Origin of the sequence: Desulfosporosinus sp. FKA (genome assembly GCF_002196785.1) — a bacterium.
GTDB lineage: Bacteria > Bacillota > Desulfitobacteriia > Desulfitobacteriales > Desulfitobacteriaceae > Desulfosporosinus > Desulfosporosinus acididurans.
Genome location: NZ_NAHZ01000034.1, coordinates 69,679 through 88,191, shown reverse-complemented (window position 1 = coordinate 88,191; position 18,513 = coordinate 69,679). Strand labels below are relative to the sequence as shown.

Here is an 18,513-nt window from a genome sequence, read left to right as displayed (position 1 = left end):
AATATGTCGAATAAACGGTTTTTGAGCAAAGAATGGAGGGTGTATTATTGAAACAAGAGTCGCATGTAAAAAGAGAAGGTTTTTCAAGTAGCATTGGTGTCATTGCAGCAGTATTAGGCTCAGCTGTTGGTTTGGGGAATATATGGAAGTTTCCCTATGTAACCGGAGCGAACGGGGGCGCTGCCTTTATTCTCGTATATCTCCTGTGCTTAGCACTAGTCGGCCTGCCTGTAATGTTATCAGAGCATCTCATAGGACGGGCTACAAAATCTAATGCCGTCGCTGCTTTTAAGAAACTTGAGCCAAGACGGCCCTGGTTTCTAGTTGGCGGAGCCGGGGTAGTCAGCGCTTTCTTGATTATGGCTTTTTATACAACTGTGTCGGGCTGGGTTTATGCGTATATTTTTAAATCTGCCAGTGGCGCACTTTTGACGAATAAGCCACAGGAAACAACTCAAGTCTTTAACTCTTTAATTTCAGGAGTCGGAGAACCCTTATTTTGGCAAGTGTTCGTTCTCATAGTCATTGGAATTATTATTATGGCAGGAGTCACAAAAGGTATCGAAAGGGCAACAAAATTTTTAATGCCCATGCTTTTTATCCTGCTCATCATTATCGATATCAGATCTTTAACCTTGCCGGGAGCTTCAGCCGGATTATCCTTCTTGTTCAAACCAGACTTTTCTAAGATTACAGTCAGTGCTATATTGGCTGCCTTAGGATTGGCATTCTTTAAGCTGAGTGTTGGCATGGGAGCTATGATTACCTATGGCAGTTATGTTGATAACCAGGAAAACCTGCCAAAGATGGCAATCAAAGTCGCTCTTTCCGATACCTTAGTTTCCTTAATGGCTGGAGTTGCTATTTTTCCGGCAGTATTTGCTTTTGGCTTTAAACCGGATGCTGGTCCCAAGTTATTATTTATCATTATTCCGACAGTGTTTAATTCCATGCCTCTAGGCAGAATTTTTATGGTCTTATTCTTTTTATTAACTGCTTTTGCCGCAACTGGTGCAATGTTGTCGCTATTAGAAGTTCCTATAGCCTATTTGACGGAAGAGTATCAATGGTCTCGCCGCAGAGCAACACTATTAACAATTATTGGGATTGGACTGCTTGGCTCAACAGCCACATTGTCAAACAGCTTGTTATCACATGTCTTGTTGTTTGGTAAGACATTTTTCGATTTCTTCGATTTTGCGACTTCAAATGTGCTTCTTCCCCTGGGAGGAATCTTTATTGCCTTGTTTGTAGGTTGGCAATGGAATTCTGCTAATGTCAAACGAGAGATGACCAATGAAGGCCAATTAGCTAATGAAGGCTTGTTTAATGTCTACATGTTTTTAGTAAGGTTTGTAGTCCCCATTGCGATTATCATTGTCCTGTTAACAGGTTTGAATTTCATTCATGTCTAAACAGAATTTTCCGGAAAGTAATAGGACTAATGGGAAAATTATATTTAGATTTATCAATAAAAGAGGTTATTTCGCATATTTTGACGAACTACAAAATTTAGGGGTGATATCACACTAAATTTGGATAGGGTGAGTAGATTAATGCGCTTGGTGAATACACATTTCGTCAAAGAAGGATCTGTCCTAGCACGTCCTGTGATTAACTCTTCCGGCAAGATTTTATTACAATCCGGGGTTCGTGTGACGGCATTATATATTGAACGCTTAATAGCTATGGGTTACGATGTTCTGTTTATCGAAGATGACCGCCTTGATGATGTCGAATTATTTGCGACTATTTCTGAGAAAACTCGTGAAGTCGCTTATAAGACAATTCAAAATATCAGCAAATACATTGAGTGCAATACTGAAAAGTCATTGCCTGTTTCTGGAGTTCGTTTGACGATTAAAGAAATGATTAATGATCTTTTGTCGAGCAAAGATATTTTGGGCAACTTGACGGATATTCAAGGGTATGACAACTATACCTTTCACCATTCCATTAATACAACAATTATTGCCCTTGTTCTGGGAATTGCTTCCGGTTATAATGATCAACGCTTGCTTGAATTTGGAATGGGTGTCTTAATGCATGATATCGGAAAAATTATGATACCCGAATGTGTCCTTAATAAAAAGACGCCTCTTACAGATGAAGAATTTATGGAAATTAAGAAACATACAACAAACGGCTTTGAGATATTGCGTAAAAATAATGATTTTAGTTTGCTTTCTGCACATATTGCTTTTCAACATCAGGAAAAGTGGAACGGGTCCGGTTATCCTCGGGGATTAAAGGGTACTGAAATCCATGAATATGGCAGGATGGCCGCGGTTGCTGATGTCTATGAAGCATTAACAAGCCGCAGAGTCTATCGTAAGGCTGTAGAGCCTAACGAGGCGTATGAGTTTATTATTGCTCAAGCAAATTCTCATTTTGACCCTAGAATTTTAGAGCTGTTCAAGAAGCATATAGCTGTTTATCCTTCTGGTTCGGGTATTTTGTTAAGTAATGGACAAAGGGGAAACGTTGTTAAACAAAACTCTTTATTTCCTAATCGCCCTTATGTAAGAGTTTTCTATCAAGGGGAAGAAGAACTCTCCGAACCTATTGATTATAATTTAGCCGATTGCCCGTCGATAATGATTATAGCAGTTGAGAATCGTTAATTTTTGCTTTGATTGATTTTGAACTGAATTTAACTAATAAGGCTAATTACATTTATAAATAAGGATCGAGCTCAAAGAATGAAAGGGCTGTAACAAGTATTGTAGCAAACTTGTTACAGCCCTGTGTTTTTCACACTTCCCGCATGGGGTTGTAGGTTAACGTATTTCGTATAACAACAAATGATAAGTTAAGAAGTGAGAAGACTTTTGAATTCTTCAATTCCATGAACCGGGCGTTGACAGGTGAAGTCCTGACAGAGATAGGCGGTTGTTTGGCCCGTCTCTATAGGGTAATCCTTGAGCCAAGGAATAAAGGAGTCAAGGCTACCTTCATGATAAAGAACTGATGAGTAGGGACGAAAGTCTGAGAAAAAGGCTTTACGCATTTCTGAAAGTTGGGGAGAGTTCAAAGATCCGGCTAGAATCAGTTCTTGGCTAGGCCGTAGGTCAAATTGCAGAGCTTGCAAAAAAGACGTGTAGCCTGAGGGATGTTCTTCAAGTATGGGACGGAAGTAAAAGAAAAGCTGCTCTGCTTTTTCATTCCACCGTTCTTCACCGGTAAGACGGGCTAAACGAATTAGATTTTGCGCTGTAATTGAGTTCCCGGACGGAAGTGCCCCGTCATAACTTTCCTTGGGGCGGATAAGAAGTTCTTCGGCATCTAAACCAGTCAAGAAATATCCACCATCCTTGTGGTCAAGAAAGAGTCGTTCAAGCTGATCTTGAAGCTCGAGGGCAGTTTCGAGATAATGGGACTTTCCGCAGGCAGAATAGAGCTCTAAGAGTCCTTCGATTATAAAGGCATAGTCATCTAAATAGCCTAAATAGGCAGAATCTCCTTTCCTGAATCGAGCTAAGAGCCGACCATCACTGCTCCGAAGGTTAGTAAGGATAAAGTTGACAGCTGCTTCTGCCGCCTCCAAAAATTCTGGGTTGCCTAATACTTGCGCGCCCTTAGCTAAGGCTGTAATCATCAGGCCATTCCAGGCTGTTAGAATTTTATCATCTTTGTGAGGATGAACTCGCTGTTCACGGGCATTAAACAAAGCACGTCGAGATGGTTCAAGTGATTCCAGCTCTTCAAGAATTAAATCAGGACTGTCAAATAAACTCTTCCCTAAAGCTCCTTGAAGTAAATTCGGTATGTTTTTCCCCTCGAAATTTCCTTGTGAAGTTATGTCATAGACCTTACAATAGTTTGAACCCGCTTCTTGACCGAGCACGTTTTCTACTTCTTCAGGCGTCCAAACATGGAATTTCCCCTCAATTCCCTCGGCGTCAGCATCTTCTGCCGAATAAAAGCCTCCCTCAGGAGAGGTCATATCACGAAGCACATAGGTTAAAATGCTCCGGGCTATTTGGGCATCTCTTGGCTGATGACTAACTTGATAAGCTTCCAGGTAGGCTAAAGCAAGCAAGGCGTTGTCATAGAGCATTTTTTCGAAATGAGGAACCAGCCATTTCTCATCGGTGCTATATCGGGCAAAACCGAAACCAATGTGGTCATAAATGCCTCCCCAGGCCATTCCATCTAAAGTTTTGCGCACCATAGCAAGGGCCTTGCTCTGAGGATGGTCTTGGGCATAACGTAAGAGGAAAGTTAGTGTGTGGGGAGAAGGAAATTTGGGAGCTTGACCAAAACCTCCATAACGAGAATCAAAACTTCGGGCTAACGTCTGATAAGCTTTTTCAATAACGTCTTTTCCCCAGAACTTGATACTATCCGTTGAAGAAGATTGGAATACTGCCTTTGTTGGGACAGCTTGCTGAGATTGAACGGCTGATACAATCTGTTCGCTCGTTTCTCGGACATGGGATTCTTTGTTTCTCCAAAGTTCGCCGACTTGTTCGAGAATTTCCATTAGTCCTTGGCGGCCATAATGCGCATTTTTAGGGAAGTATGTCCCCGCGAAGAAAGGTTTTTTCTCAGGTGTCATCATGATTGTCAGCGGCCAACCGCCTGACCCTGTTAAAGCCTGACAGAAAGACATGTAGATATGGTCGATATCCGGACGCTCCTCGCGGTCAACTTTAATTGAGACAAAATAATGATTTAAGAGGTCTGCGACCTCTTGGTCCTCGAAGGATTCACGTTCCATAACGTGGCACCAGTGGCAGGTCGGTAAACTACACTACGAATACCCAATAGATAAGAAAACAGGTTTATTTTCCGTTTTTGCCTTTTGAAAAGCCTCTTCGCTCCAAGGATACCAGTCAACTGGGTTATAAGCATGTTGGAGTAAGTAGGGGGACTTTTCATTAGCTAATCTATTGGGTATATGCTTACTATTTGTTGTCATGGGCAACACCTCCTTTTGGCTGAGGAATATTGTTTGATGTAATAACAAGTCTTTGAATATTATTATCCGTTAGGACCAGTATAATTCTTTAAAGAATTAGCTTTTACGGTTACATTCTAAGAGGTTAGAAAAAGAACAGCAACCCTTGATTCTAAGAACGTTTTTTGACTTTCTGGTTTATTATTTTCGGATATTAGCATTTGCAGAAGGAATATTTAGGAACATGTTGAACTCTAGATGAAGGCAATTTATGGCATCTTGACTCCTAGTCGTAGAGCAATTGTCACAAGGATTGAGCATTACGCTACATGAGTTAGGGGAGGAAGGTATGGAAGGGGCAGTGATGCTTGGGGCTATTGTTTTTACTATACTGGGAGTTATGACGATGAGATAATTGGCAGTCTTTGAAAGACTTTAGGACATTGCATTCCAAAATTAAGGTTGGGATAAATATGAAAAAGGTTATGAGATGGATTGGTTTAGTTATTGCCATTGTTGTAGTTGCTGTAATATCCATAAAAATTGTCGATTATAATTCCTTGACAAGTAAGAATACCAGGAATTTGGAACGGTTTTTATCCCAAAATACTTATCATGCAAATGGAAAGGTAAAGGTAAAGGATTTAATTACTATTGACTATGATAAAGTGTATGTTTTTCAGCCTTATCAGTCGATGGATGAAATGGAAAGACAAATTGGCTTTAAGTATCCAAAATTAGAACAGGGCTTAAGCGAAGGAATGAATAACATTTTATTTGTCATAGACAAGGAACCAGTTGCTTATTTGTTTGGATATCCCAGCAATACTGGATATTTCGTCAATATTCCAAGTGGTGAGTACACTAAAGCACAATTTGAAGGCATGACGTATAAAGCGGAGTCTAGAGAAGTTGGCAACTCTTACGGAACCCCTAAAACATATGTAAATTATCAGTTTATAGATTGATATCGATATTTACACACAGAAAATCGGATTGAGTAGCAAGCACTTTACTTTATTAGAATCATAACGAATCGACTTACTTCTTTAAGTTTTGATACACATTTGTTAGGGGAGAGAAGGAAAGAGCAGGAGCATGATTCTCCTGCCTCTTAATTTAAGGGGATAAATGAATATGCACTTCCAGTGAACATCTTGTAAGTATTGGTACAAAGAATGAATTCTAGATTATTTGCATTTGATGTAGGGAGAGTATTTCACATGGGATTAATGAACATCAAAAGGAAAGACTATAGATTTGTACATGGATATGGGAAAAACAATGAACTTAGAAAGGGTCTAAATGATTTAACACAAAAGATATTCGGTTTTAATTTTGAACAGTGGTATCAAGATGGGTATTGGAAAAACCAGTATATTCCTTATTATTTAATAGATGGAAATATGATTGTTTCTAACGTGTCCGTTAATATCATGAATTTTAAAGTTTTTGGAGAGAAGAAGCGGACAAGGATTATCTTGTGCATTAATGAAAAAAGCGATTGCTGATTATCGTGACAAATGCGACTTAATATTCTTGTTTGCAAATAACTCCGTACTTAATTTTTATCCGAAGTTTGGGTTTGATGAATTAAAGCAATATCAATGTGTGAATAAGGCAAACTCAATTCATACCGACGTGTCAGTCAAAAAGCTGAATATGTCTGATGTGAACGATAGATACCTCGTAATTAACAAGGTAATGCATGCCGTTCCTGTTGCTAAACTTTCTATGTGTACCAATGCAGAACTGATAATGTTTTATTGCACCTTATTTATGAAAGACAACGTTTACTATTTGGAAGATTATGATGCCGTTGTAATTGCTGACTTCATGGAAGATATGTTGGAAGTGATAGACATTTTTTGCTCTGAAAGTATTCCGTTAAATAGAGTACTGAACGCATTGAATAACGAGAGCGTAAAAGGAATAGCTCTTTCCTATACTCCTCAAGATACTTCTTCATTTGAAACAATATTGCTTGAAGGTGAGGAAATATTATTTGCAATGGGAAAAGACCTGCAAATGCTTAAAAGTGAACAATTCATGTTTCCCAAATTATCTCATACATAATTGCGGGAAGCTTCAAGACATGTAATATTTTCAAAAAGCAATACCAATTTATTAAAGAGGTAGACAAAATGGCAGAGAAGCGAAAAGAAAATTTTACGGATAGCCTCGAAATTGAGAGGATTTATAAAAAGAAGGATTACAAACTAGAGTTACGAAAAGAAACCCAGCATTTTGTGATTTATTGCACAGAAACAGACACGACATGTATCGATAAAGTGTCTGTTGTCCTTGAAAAAAATTATAAAAGAATTACCACCAAATTAAATCAACAACTTCAGGAGAAATTGACGATTGAGATTCATTCAAACCTTAATCAACTTCATATCGCTTTAGGATTTCCAGATGCACCTGACTGGATTAGAGGGGGGATTGGGGAGGGTAAAATTATTATAGCGTCTCCTTTAAATCCACCTCCAGGCTCGGAATTTGATAATGTATTAAAAACAGCCGTTCACGAGTTTGTGCATATTATAGTAAATGAAATAAATGAGGATACACCTAGATGGCTGAACGAAGGAATTGCATGTTACGAAGCAAAAGACAATAACGAAAGCTGGATAAGAAAAACCGTTAAAAATGGCTTAGAAAGTAATACGCTTCCTACGTTCAAAGACTTAGATACTGGTGATGATTTCGAAACCTTTTTCAAACTTAACGGATATCAATACTCATACACTATAGTGGAATCAATAATTGAAGTTTTCGGTTATGATAAGTTACATAATTTTATTAAATCGCCCAATAACTTTGTATCTATATTCGGCATAACAGAGAACCAAATGCAAAGTAAATGGATTGATTATATTAGGAAGAACTATCTACTGGCATAAATTCTAAGATTTATATTCGTTTTAAGGGGCTATGCAAATTCCATACTCAGATAGCTGGAATTCTTCTGTATAAAGCTCATGAGAGTGTTTAAAGTTGGACTTTACGTAAAGCCCGCTATTCAATGCAGATTTCCTGCTGTCGGAAAGGAGTCCTCGAATTGCATTGCAAGTATTACCGTTTAGTTTCTGGCATTATCGTCCTTATTCTCATGTTAACAGGCTGTGGTAATTGGCAACCCACTGGAGCCGACAATAACCTGACTAGCCAGAGTTCGGCTTCCTTAAATGGTAATAATACATTTCCTAGCAGTCAGAAGAATATGTCGAGCACTTTAAGTTTGGGAGCATTGAGTAACTTAACATCGATACATATGATTAATGCAATGACAGGGTGGGCACTCAGCCAAGGTTCTTTATTGAGGACAATCAATGGAGGAGTTAGCTGGACAAACGTCACCCCAAAGGGTGTCGTTAGTACGAGTGAGGGTACATTATCGGCCTATGATGCTCAAACGATTTGGGTTGTCTTCAATAAAGAATCGTCAACCAGCATTACTGTTTACCGTACCACAGACGGAGGACAAAAATGGGAAAGTGCTGAGATTAATACGACCCCGTGGTATGGCAGAGTGACTTCTCTTGATTTCTTCGATTTAACTCATGGTTGGTTATTGGCAAGCTATGATGTTTCTATGGGGGTGGAATCGGTAGAAGTATTCCAGACGAATGACAGTGGTGCATCCTGGAAGTCAAATGCCTCGGCGATTATCGGACAGAAACCGTCTAATGCTTTGCCATTGGCAGGTTCTAAAAACGGACTTGTATTTTCAAATCAAAAGAACGGTTGGCTAACGGGTTTTTCCCATGGTGATGGTATTTGGTTGTATAGCTCATCAGATGAGGGACGGACATGGTCTCAAAAAACTATTGTAACTCCAAAGGGTTATCACACCGATGGAGGGGCTGTAAGTACTGAACCCCCACATTTCTTTAATCAAAAAGAGGGAGTATTGCCCGTTGAATTTAGAGGTGAGAAACCGCCAGCATTCGTCTTCTATAGGACTGAGGATTGGGGATTAAGTTGGACTCCAACAACTCCAGTTCAGACAGCAAATAAGTCGCAAGAATATAGAGGATTTCATTGGAGTATTATCGATTCCACACATGCATTTGTTAGCGACGGCTATCAATTATATTTTACATCGGACGGTTCGCACTCGTTTGTCAGCGTTACACCGAATATTAGTCTTGCCAAGCTTCAGCAACTGGATTTTACTTCGGAAAAATTAGGATGGGCAATTATTGATGGAGGCTTATGGAGGACCATGGATGGTGGGCATACATGGGTTCAGATTTAAAGTCCAGAGCTAATCATTAATCCTGCTCAGATACAATCAGGGGGAGTTAACACATTGGAAATTACCAGGGCTTCGGAACAACATCTCAATGAAATTCTAAAATTGTGTAGGTATTGTTCACAAAACATGAAACGTAAAGACATTGACCAATGGGATGACAATTATCCCAATAAGGAAATATTTCAAGAAGATATAAACAACCATTCTCTGTATATTGCTGTGAGTGAAGAATCGGAAGAAATTATAGGTTGCGTCGTACTGAATAATGACCAAGAACCAGAATACAAGGTTGTCGAATGGTTATATGAACAAGGAAAGATTGCAATTGTTCATAGACTTATGGTACGTCCAAACTATGAAGGAAAAGGTATAGCCAGAAGTTTAATCGAGTTTGTAGAAAAATTAGCTAAAGACAATGGATATACGGCAATTCGCCTTGATGTCTTTAGTGAAAACACTAGAGCAGTCAATTTCTATAAGAAACAGGGTTACAGAGTATCAGGAAAGGTCAATTTTAGAAAAGGGGAGTTTCTTTGTTGCGAGAAGATAATTCCCTGAGTCAATAGGTTGCTTAAAACAATGACTTAGTAGGGGGCGGGAACTTTGGCGGATGTTCATTTCGTTGAAGGAAGTGCGGAACTTCTTGATAAGGTTGGTTTGCTTTGGAAGAAACTCAATATCCATCATCAAACAATTTCCACCCATTTTCGGGACAGCATGGCATTGATGACTTTTGAGCAGAGGAAGGCATCTTGGCAGAGTCGGACAGAAACAGGATAATTAAGAATTGACATTGCAGGTCTGCGAGAGCCAGAGGAACCGATTGGTTATTGCGTTACAACGATTGACAATGACATTGGGGAAATAGAGTCATTATTCGTGGACGAAGCATATAGAAAAATGGGTTTAGGGACTGTCCTCATGGAAAGGGCACTTAATTGGTTGGAGCAAAACTCCATAACAAAGAAAAGGTTAAATGTCGCCGTGGGCAACGAACAAGTACTAAACTTCTATAGAAGATTTGGGTTTCATCCAAGGACAATAATCCTAGAGCAACGTGTAAATAATTAAAGTCTGTGGGAGTTGAAGGGAATTTTGGGGGAGTCTCAATGAAGAACAAAATACTCGCTATTTTTCTTAAAGAAATATTACTACTATTCGTTGAAATCTTGGTCATTGTATCTCCCAGCTACTATGCCTTTAGCCTTCCTAACTCAGGAGGAGAAGGGATTATACTCATGCTCTTGTTCATAATTTATCCTGTGCTTTCAATTTTCATAGGGATAATAACATCTAAGTTGAGAATGAGAGCCTGGGTTAATGCCATAATAACCACTCAAGTATTCTTAGGGCTGTTTACAAGCTTATACAATTATACTGCCTTTAGTTATATTCCCTTCTATTTAACCCTCTATTTCATTGCCCTAATGGTAAAAAAACTACTTTCTAAGAATAACACTGTCAAGATATGAAGTTTGCAGAGAGTTAGCGTAAAATACTATGTTCTTTATGGGAAAGACCGAATAGAGGTGAGACCGAGGTGGAAAAAATGAAAGTTTTAATCTTTGGAGGAACGGGTTTTGTTGGAAGAAACCTGATGAGGCATACAGGGTTCAAGGAGATTTAACCAAAGTAGTAACTATTCGGATTGGCGTAGTATTAGGAAGTGAGGGTGCTCTTAACAGAATGGCAATGCCCTTTAAGTTTTTCTTGGGTGGCCCGTTGTGTAAAGGAAATCAATGGGTTTTGTGGATACACATTAGGATTCATGGGTTATCTATTTTATACCCTATTCGTCGGGGTCATCATGTACTAGGGATTTATCCTTGGTCAGGACATAAGAGTTCAAGCTAGAAGAACCTTTAACCTATATCCTTCATATATTTTATGGCGTTATATCCCATTGTGATAGGGATGGTTTTAGCAGTACCAGGGGTGATTCAGCGGTTTCATCAAGAAGGAAAATGGAGACTCGATTGGCAGATGCTTGTGCCCGTGATTATTCCAACATCACTATTAAATATCAATTTCTTGCTATCACTATTATTGCATAGACCGTTACTATTCAAGTTTGACTGGTATAAATTAATACTATCCGACCCAAGAACTCTTGATATCAGTGGGATTGTGTGTGGTTTTGTTTTACTATCTTCCTTGATTCGAAAACCTTCAGATGCAGAAATAGAATAATCTTAAACATAGGCGTTAGTTTTTGGGGCGTAAAAAAGAATGGATATAAGAACCTATGAAGAGAAAAACTTTTCAATCTTTTGCCTTGATTATGTGTATCGGTCTTATTGTTCTTGGAATAGCTTATGTTTACCGAACTCCATTGGGAAGTACACCTGAAAAGTATTTTATCATTATTCTGATTTGCTGATTAGAACGTAGGATGGGGACTGGGGGAATTATGTAAATGATTATTTTGAGTTACATCCTATTTATAGTGGGTATTGTTCCTTTTCTAATTAATAATAGGATTGAAGTTTTCATTCTTTCTTCCTTGATATTAGTTATAGCCCTAATAATGATGGCAATAGGTTCCAAGAGGCTAGTCAGTAAGAATATTGTAAAAAGAAGCCTACAAAAGCAATTTATCGCCGTCGTTATAATAACGGCATTACTTTTTATTGCACAAGCTGGAATTCGTGATGCTTCTCCATTTCCTTTTATGGCTTGGGGTAGTTGGATTGCACTGTTCATAAATCTAATTTTTACTGCATCATTCAAGCTACTAAAAAAGGGTTCAAGTGTTCTTGTAGTATGTTTTGTCCTTGTCTTAACGACTGTTTCTTTTGCACATTATTATCCTCACAGTGTACAGTGGAGCGATACTAACAAATTCGAACGAAATCTAGAGTTCCAGTTTGCATACAACTATAATAATGCGATTTACTACGCCTCTAGCCGACGTGGAGGTATTTATAAAACAACTTCGAATGGCGAAACATTAAAACTTGTCGATTCACGCATACCAACGTATGAAGGCGATATAACTTTATGGGTAATTGGAAATGAGGCTTACTTTAAATACAATAGTGAGAATTGGAAGAGCATTAATCTAGACACATTAGGGTTAAGAAATCAACCTGATTTCAAAGTTGATAACTCCGCATACCAGAAACAAAAATACAGTTTTATAGGCGATGGAACCGTTCAAGATAAAATAGGGTATGTTACAGGAAGTCAAGTTGGCACTGATGGGTATATTTACTTTTTGACTGGGAGTACACATGAGGGAATTAAACAGGGGATTTACAGAGTAAAAATCAATAGCAATGAGTATGAGCTATTAGTAGAGAGCGAAAATATAACCATGTTTGATGTAAGTAATGGCTTACTGTCATATTATGATTCACATAAAACTCCACCAATAAGTAAACTACAACTTGAGAAAGATTGAGCATACGTAAAAAATTTACAAAACATATTTTCAGAGGTTATGTTAAAAGGGTATGTCAGTTGGTGGTTTTGCAAAGTTAACAAAGGCAGTGGAGTGAATATTAACTATCCTTCACTGTCGTGAAACAAGGAGGGATAGGGCACATTCCAAATTGTCAAAGCATATCGATTTTCATATTCATGTCTTCGGGTAACGATTGCTTTGGGGTAAATTGAGTCGGAGGAAAAAATTAAATGCATTATTTTACGAAAGAATGGTATGAATTATGCCAAAAAACTAGTGTTCACTTTATGTTAGAGGAAGACGAAAAAGTAGAATCTTTTTCCGAAGAATACTTTCAAGAATTATGCAACAAAAGATTGAATGAAAGGCTAATTTTAGAAGAGGAAATTGCTAAACATGAAGCAGTGAAGGTGAAGGACGTTTATATTGAACATAAACCATTGGATAGTAAGAAAGCATTGGGAGATTTAGATAAAAGCGTGGTTGAGGGAATTAATTTCCATGATTGAACTGTTATAGGTATAGAACAAGCTAAAAATGACTTAACCTTACTGTTTGATAATTCGGGCGGTTTTACAATATAACCAAAATGCATTTGAAGAATTATGAGATTGTTAAACAAGATACTTTGTTACAAAACTCATGGTGGCTCTATCATGAAATAGATAAAGCAAACGGGAAATATGAATTGCATGTACTGCTTCAAAAAAAGGATAAAGGCTTATCAGAAGGTTTGAATAATCATAACTAATTTTTATCCTGCCCTTAGTTAAGAACGGTTTGCATTTGAATATGAATGTCAAGGGAATAAGAAAAGACCTCTGGTGAGGTCTTACTTTTAATAAAATCGTTTACTTAGCCAGACGGCTAAACTCTCAATATAGGAATCTCTTTCGAGTTCAGAAAGTTCACTTTCAGCAACTTCCCAAGTTTTATCATAACCCTCTTGGTCATCTAAATTATCTTCATAACCATTAACTTCAAGAAATACTATGGCACACTGTATTCCAACTCGTTTATTTCCATCGACAAAACAGTGACCTTTTGTAAAGAAATACATTAGCATAGCAGCTTTATGAAAGGCTGAAGGATACTTATCATGCCCAAAAATAGGATATTGTTGTGCTAAAATACTTTCAATCCTGTTTACAGTGTAATCTTAATACCCATATTCTCCACCAAACATCTTGATGGCTTGAGAATGAATTAATTCGATATGTTCTCTAATTAAATATTGAAAATCATTACCATCCACGATTATTTAGCTAATTTTTCCATCATTTTAGAATGTTTTTTATTAGATTTCATAATTGCTTTAATTACACTAGAAGTTTTAGCAGTAGTGAAAGAGATTTCTTTTTTAATTGCCAGCATATCTTCATCACCCTTTATCTTGTCCATATTATACCACCTTCTTAAAGTCTGTTGCAATAATATATTGCTAGTTTGCCCAAATTAGAAGGTGATAAGAAGCAATAAAACGAGTCATTAACCTCGAATGGAATTAATATTAATTCCATTCGAGGTTAATGACGCAAATTCCTTCATATTAAACTTTTTTTGTCCCGAAACCATGCAAAAAGAATATTTCTTCATCTATATAAGTAATTCGGATATAATCGTGCCTCATCGCGCCCTGAAAAATGCTATTTTCGATTCAATATTATGTAATTTATGACTCTTCTTTGAATTACTCTCATTTCTTTATTCGTTGTATTGTATTTAGCATAAACGTCTTCAGGTCTTAGTAACTTCGAATTAATACCCCAGCTATCGATTATGATATTTTTCTCTCGTTCATTTAGAATAGCGTTCATTGCTGTTACTACTTCATCTTTTTCAAACATGGGTCGTACATTGTTTGGTTTATTATCACCTTCCATTAAATTAGTAGGGAGGTAATCTAATTCGTTATCTGGGAATTCATTAAATAATAACTTTAACTCGTCATCAGCATAAATTGTTCCATCACTAAAAAACTTTTCAACATTAATTGTACCATCTTCCATAAAATCTATTTCCCATCTTTGTCTTGGAACTGCAACTTCAACCGTGATACTTTCAGACCTTATTTTATTTAAGCGAAAATGTATTTTGTTTTCTTTCAAATCATTTAAAAAGTTATTCATATTCTTGAAATTATCCATATGGGTCACTCCAATATTAAAGTCTTCAGTTATTGTTACCCTCAAATACATGTCTGTAATTCAACGAGCTTGAAGAAAATTCCTGCGTTCCAAAGTAAGTTGGATGGTATTAGTCAATGCTGGCCTTCTTTTTGACGTGTCTAACGTTGTGATATTATAGAAGCAAGAGCCAACGCTTCATAAATAATTTATTGATACAAAATAAGTAAAAATGCTATACTGAAGTTACAATCTGGGCACTATACAAAATGAGGTGAAAGAAAATGGCTACGGCTTCGTTCGATAGAAAAATAGTAATAAAAGACAAGACGGCTGTGGATGTTATCGTGAAAGGGTTAGAGTCTCCAGTGAATGCTAATTCTTATTCTACGGTTGATATTACACAAGAATTTCAAAGAGGTGAAAACGCATTAAAAAGGTTCTCATCTCGCTCGAAGAACTCTTATCAGAAGTAGGAGCAGATGAGGCTCAAGCTATTTTATCCACTTTTTTATGTACCAAAGACCCAGATGTGCAGTCTTTTCTGGTTAATAAATCTATTTTATTCGAACAAATTTCGAAGAGCAGGACTTTTTTAATCGTTGATGAAGATTCTTTGGACAGCTCGGTAAAAATGAGCTTTATCAGAAAGATATAGAAGGTAAGGAAATACTTGAGAAATATGTCTTTCCCCTAGTGACACAGGCTGTTAAATACGTAGGCGGTAGAATCATCCTGATTGAATGTGCTAATAAGGAAAAGCTTATCAGTTTTTATGGAAATAATAGATTTGTCTACTTACAAGAAGACGAATATGTTCAAATGATACGATTTTTGCTTTAACTTTTGAACTATTATCGGAAGTGTGGAAAGATTAATATGGTCAACGATTCACAGACACCCAGGGGTTTTATGCCCTTGGGTTTTGCAGTTAATAGGTTACATATCACCAGTGACAGGTGGGATATCCAATACTTAGGAAAATAGGTTTATTATCTCTTTTGGTCATCTCGAAAGCTTCTTCATTCCATGGATACCAGTCTACTGGATTATACGCATGTTAGAACCTTTTGCAACAGACTCGTAAATTTTGATCTTCTTGCAGCATAGTGATAAATCATATGTTGCTGTGGGTGGGGCACATTGAGACGATAATAGAGCTATATCGGTGTTGAATGGAAGTTTTTTGTTTTTGTACTAAAAGTAACTATAAAAGTAACTATATCGGAAGGGATTTCAGGAAACTTGATAGAATGCTATATCAGAGCAGTTGAGAATGGAAATTGGAATCTCGGAACGTACGTCAAGGTGGTGCATTTACGTTGAAAGCAAAACAATACAACACTAAAAGCATCTATTTCCCAGATCGAATAACCGAAGCTATGGACGGGATCTTTGCTCATCCACTGACCATCGTTGAAGCACCCATGGGCTATGGGAAAACAACGGCTGTCAGGGAGCATTTAAAAAGTACCGGTGCCCATGTATTGTGGCAAAGAGTTAATGACAGTTCGACAAACAGCTATTGGCATGGTTTTAGCCGCTTGTTTGGTAAAGTAGATGAAGACTGCTCACAGAGCCTTGTACAGCTTGGGTTTCCAAATGACAGCGTATCAAGATTGGAAGCATTGAAGCTTATTGAGGATATTGAGCTGCCTGCTCAAACTGTGCTGGTGATTGATGATTACCACCTGATCGACAGTTCCGATGTCAACAGCTTTATAGAGCTTCTTGTGAGAAACGAAATAGATAATCTCCACATAGTCATTACCGCACGCTTTACGGAGCTGCCAAACCTTGAAGAACTTATGCTTAAAGGGTATTTACATCATATTGCCAAGGAAACCTTTGAGCTAAGGCCTAAGGAAATTATCAAGTATTACAGGCTGTGCGGAATAAGCCTTAAGGAAACTGAAGCCGCCAAGCTGTATTCCTTTACCGAAGGCTGGATAAGTGCTTTATATCTCTTTATGCTTGACTATATTAAGGAAGGCAACTTTACAACGATAATCAACATATCTAAGCTGGTTGAAAAGGCTGTCTATACACCGTTTTCGGAGGAAATCAAAGATTTCCTCTTAACTCTCTGTATTTTCGACTGCTTTACCCTTGAACAGGCCATCCACATGTGGCAGAAAGAAAATGCGGGTAAGTTTTTAACAGAGATTACTAACAAAAACGCCTTTATAAAATATGATGAGAGAACTAAAACTTATCAAATACACAATATCTTTTCCAACTTCCTGAACGATGTGCTTGAAAGCAAACACGTTAAAAATGAACTCTACCGAAGAGCGGCAGATTGGTTCTTGAAAACAGGCGACTATACGGAAGCTATGCATTATTTTTATTCATGCAAGGATTTTGATAATTTACTTCTTGCTCTGGAAGAAGAAAAATCAAAAAGTATAAATGTTGAATATAATAAAGAATTACTCATCAAGTATTTTGAAGAATGCCCGGCTGAGGTTAAGGCTAAGCATCATTTTGCTTTGCTGATCTTCGCCATACGTCTGTTTTCCTTGAATGAAATTGTGTTGTTTGACAAGGCTTGCGGGGAATTTATCCGCAACCTGCAAATGGATGAAAGCTTAAATGATGACTTAAGAAAACGGTTCTTAGGTGAATATGAGCTGTTAATGAGTTTCACAAAATATAATGATATTACCAAAATGTCAGAGCAGCATCAAAAAGCTGGTAATTTGCTGAGCGAGACTTCTTCATTAATCTATGCGAATGGTAGTTGGACATTTGGTTCTCCTTCGGTCTTATATATGTTTTATCGAGAAACCGGTAAGCTTGAAAGGCAGGTTAAGGATCTAATAGGAGCTCTTCCTTATTATTACAAACTTACAGACGGAAATGGCAACGGTGCGGAATATATGATGGAGGCTGAAAGGTATTTTAATCTGGGCGATAGGGAAAATGCTGAGATTACAGTAAACAAAGCTTTACACAAAGCGCAATCCAATACGCAGATTGGAATCATAACCTGTGCCATATTCCTGCAAATTCGTCTTAATTTAATAAAAGGTGACTATTCCAGTATTGAGGATCTTTTTCGAAAAATGCGTGAGGATATCACCAGAAGAAGAGAATACCTCTTTATTCACACCTTGGATATCTGTGAGGGCTATATCTATTCTCTCCTCAAGCAAACGGATAAAATACCAGAGTGGATTGCAAGAGGGGATTTTAACAGCAGACGCTTACAGTTTCCTGTATTAGCCATGTTAAATATCGTGTATGGACGAGTGCTTTTAATCAAGGGAGACTACTTAAAGCTGATCGGCAGTTCGGAGCATTTTATCGGCATCGCCTCTGTTTTCCCTAATCTACTCGGACAAATTCATACATACATCTACCTTGCTGCAGCCAACAAACAAATCTTCAGGGCGAACGAGGCGCTTGATGCCTTGAAGCAGGCTCTTGAAATTGCCATGCCGGACAGAGTATATATGCCTTTTGTGGAAAACTGCGATTACATCAAACCTCTCCTTGAGCAGCTATCCAGAGAGGGTATGTACAGGGAGGATATTACTAGGATATTAGAGCTTTCTACTACAAATCAGAGAGCGGTAGAGCAAATCACCAAGGAATATTTTATGGGAGAAAAACCCCAACTCACCGAAAGAGAAATGGAGATAGCGCAGTTGGCTGCGGACGGGCTTACCAATAAAGAGATAGGTGAAAGACTGTTTATTTCCCCCAACACAGTTAAAACCCAGCTCAAAAGTATATTTGAGAAGATGGGCGTGAACTCACGGGCGCTATTGAAGCTACATATCGAAACGCAAAAATAAAAATTTCTAAC

17 protein-coding genes and 3 pseudogenes are annotated in these 18,513 nt (G+C 37.8%); 15 read left to right on the top strand and 5 right to left on the bottom strand.

Features of this window, described 5'->3' with window-relative positions; all coding sequences use genetic code 11:
- Positions 1-32: 32 nt before the first annotated feature.
- Together B5771_RS21640 and B5771_RS21635 are read left to right on the top strand one after the other, a co-directional pair.
- Positions 33-1,415, top strand: coding sequence for a sodium-dependent transporter (locus tag B5771_RS21640; protein ID WP_088189383.1), 1,383 nt, complete (start codon positions 33-35; stop codon positions 1,413-1,415).
- A 141-nt stretch (positions 1,416-1,556) separates the two neighbouring features.
- Positions 1,557-2,624, top strand: a complete 1,068-nt coding sequence (locus tag B5771_RS21635) for an HD-GYP domain-containing protein (RefSeq protein WP_088189382.1) — start codon at positions 1,557-1,559, stop codon at positions 2,622-2,624.
- 188 nt (positions 2,625-2,812) lie between these two features.
- Here B5771_RS21635 and B5771_RS21630 read toward each other — a convergent pair.
- Positions 2,813-4,924: pseudogene (locus B5771_RS21630) on the bottom strand (thioredoxin domain-containing protein).
- A gap of 452 nt (positions 4,925-5,376) precedes the next feature.
- Here B5771_RS21630 and B5771_RS21620 point away from each other — a divergent pair.
- The 12 genes and pseudogenes from B5771_RS21620 to B5771_RS21575 all read left to right on the top strand — a co-directional run bounded on the left by B5771_RS21620 (position 5,377) and on the right by B5771_RS21575 (position 13,082).
- Entirely contained in the window at positions 5,377-5,871 is a 495-nt protein-coding gene (locus B5771_RS21620) for a hypothetical protein (protein WP_088189379.1), read from the top strand.
- Between the two features lie 255 nt (positions 5,872-6,126).
- On the top strand, positions 6,127-6,414 hold the full coding sequence (locus B5771_RS24925) for a hypothetical protein (RefSeq protein WP_242966933.1): 288 nt from the start codon (positions 6,127-6,129) through the stop codon (positions 6,412-6,414).
- Positions 6,395-6,979, top strand: coding sequence for a hypothetical protein (locus tag B5771_RS21615; RefSeq protein ID WP_242966932.1), 585 nt, complete (start codon positions 6,395-6,397; stop codon positions 6,977-6,979). Before B5771_RS24925 ends, B5771_RS21615 begins: the two co-directional genes overlap by 20 nt.
- A gap of 68 nt (positions 6,980-7,047) precedes the next feature.
- A complete protein-coding gene (locus tag B5771_RS21610) occupies positions 7,048-7,809 on the top strand; it encodes a peptidase MA family metallohydrolase (RefSeq protein WP_088189378.1) in 762 nt (253 codons plus the stop codon).
- 158 nt (positions 7,810-7,967) lie between these two features.
- Complete coding sequence (locus B5771_RS21605) at positions 7,968-9,167, top strand: hypothetical protein (protein ID WP_088189377.1); 1,200 nt, start codon at positions 7,968-7,970, stop codon at positions 9,165-9,167.
- 54 nt (positions 9,168-9,221) lie between these two features.
- Positions 9,222-9,725, top strand: coding sequence for a GNAT family N-acetyltransferase (locus B5771_RS21600; protein WP_088189376.1), 504 nt, complete (start codon positions 9,222-9,224; stop codon positions 9,723-9,725).
- A 45-nt stretch (positions 9,726-9,770) separates the two neighbouring features.
- A complete protein-coding gene (locus B5771_RS24920; RefSeq protein ID WP_242966931.1) occupies positions 9,771-9,947 on the top strand; it encodes a hypothetical protein in 177 nt (58 codons plus the stop codon).
- A gap of 6 nt (positions 9,948-9,953) precedes the next feature.
- Positions 9,954-10,238: a GNAT family N-acetyltransferase gene (locus B5771_RS24915; protein WP_348982975.1), complete on the top strand. Its 285-nt coding sequence runs from the start codon at positions 9,954-9,956 to the stop codon at positions 10,236-10,238.
- Positions 10,239-10,276: 38 nt separating this feature from the next.
- A complete protein-coding gene (locus tag B5771_RS21590; RefSeq protein WP_088189375.1) occupies positions 10,277-10,639 on the top strand; it encodes a hypothetical protein in 363 nt (120 codons plus the stop codon).
- 124 nt (positions 10,640-10,763) lie between these two features.
- Positions 10,764-10,925: pseudogene (locus tag B5771_RS24910) on the top strand (TIGR01777 family protein); the annotation flags it as partial.
- A 658-nt stretch (positions 10,926-11,583) separates the two neighbouring features.
- A complete protein-coding gene (locus tag B5771_RS21580) occupies positions 11,584-12,570 on the top strand; it encodes a hypothetical protein (RefSeq protein WP_088189374.1) in 987 nt (328 codons plus the stop codon).
- A gap of 233 nt (positions 12,571-12,803) precedes the next feature.
- Positions 12,804-13,082, top strand: coding sequence for a hypothetical protein (locus B5771_RS21575; protein WP_088189373.1), 279 nt, complete (start codon positions 12,804-12,806; stop codon positions 13,080-13,082).
- Positions 13,083-13,411: 329 nt separating this feature from the next.
- On the opposite strand, the gene B5771_RS21565 is transcribed toward B5771_RS21575, so the two are convergent.
- From B5771_RS21565 to B5771_RS25140, 4 genes and pseudogenes are all read right to left on the bottom strand, one after another.
- Positions 13,412-13,714 (bottom strand): type II toxin-antitoxin system death-on-curing family toxin, encoded by a 303-nt coding sequence (locus B5771_RS21565; protein WP_348982974.1) that lies wholly within the window; start codon positions 13,712-13,714, stop codon positions 13,412-13,414.
- Between the two features lie 116 nt (positions 13,715-13,830).
- The gene (locus B5771_RS24430; protein ID WP_172408340.1) at positions 13,831-13,974 is read right to left on the bottom strand and encodes a hypothetical protein; all 144 of its coding nucleotides are present in this window, start codon (positions 13,972-13,974) and stop codon (positions 13,831-13,833) included.
- 245 nt (positions 13,975-14,219) lie between these two features.
- Positions 14,220-14,720: a hypothetical protein gene (locus B5771_RS24590; protein ID WP_207652730.1), complete on the bottom strand. Its 501-nt coding sequence runs from the start codon at positions 14,718-14,720 to the stop codon at positions 14,220-14,222.
- Positions 14,721-15,645: 925 nt separating this feature from the next.
- Positions 15,646-15,747: pseudogene (locus B5771_RS25140) on the bottom strand (DUF255 domain-containing protein); the annotation flags it as partial.
- A 274-nt stretch (positions 15,748-16,021) separates the two neighbouring features.
- Between B5771_RS25140 and B5771_RS21545 the strand changes: the two are divergent.
- Positions 16,022-18,502, top strand: a complete 2,481-nt coding sequence (locus B5771_RS21545; RefSeq protein ID WP_242966929.1) for a LuxR C-terminal-related transcriptional regulator — start codon at positions 16,022-16,024, stop codon at positions 18,500-18,502.
- Positions 18,503-18,513 lie beyond the last annotated feature (11 nt).

Coding starts and splice junctions, on each gene's coding strand:
- B5771_RS21640 (WP_088189383.1), top strand. CDS start 33: ATGGAGGGTGTATTATTGAAACAAGAGTCGCATGTAAAAAGAGAAGGT.
- B5771_RS21635 (WP_088189382.1), top strand. CDS start 1,557: ATGCGCTTGGTGAATACACATTTCGTCAAAGAAGGATCTGTCCTAGCA.
- B5771_RS21620 (WP_088189379.1), top strand. CDS start 5,377: ATGAAAAAGGTTATGAGATGGATTGGTTTAGTTATTGCCATTGTTGTA.
- B5771_RS24925 (WP_242966933.1), top strand. CDS start 6,127: ATGGGATTAATGAACATCAAAAGGAAAGACTATAGATTTGTACATGGA.
- B5771_RS21615 (WP_242966932.1), top strand. CDS start 6,395: ATGAAAAAAGCGATTGCTGATTATCGTGACAAATGCGACTTAATATTC.
- B5771_RS21610 (WP_088189378.1), top strand. CDS start 7,048: ATGGCAGAGAAGCGAAAAGAAAATTTTACGGATAGCCTCGAAATTGAG.
- B5771_RS21590 (WP_088189375.1), top strand. CDS start 10,277: ATGAAGAACAAAATACTCGCTATTTTTCTTAAAGAAATATTACTACTA.
- B5771_RS21580 (WP_088189374.1), top strand. CDS start 11,584: ATGATTATTTTGAGTTACATCCTATTTATAGTGGGTATTGTTCCTTTT.
- B5771_RS21575 (WP_088189373.1), top strand. CDS start 12,804: ATGCATTATTTTACGAAAGAATGGTATGAATTATGCCAAAAAACTAGT.
- B5771_RS24430 (WP_172408340.1), bottom strand. CDS start 13,974: ATGGACAAGATAAAGGGTGATGAAGATATGCTGGCAATTAAAAAAGAA.
- B5771_RS24590 (WP_207652730.1), bottom strand. CDS start 14,720: ATGGATAATTTCAAGAATATGAATAACTTTTTAAATGATTTGAAAGAA.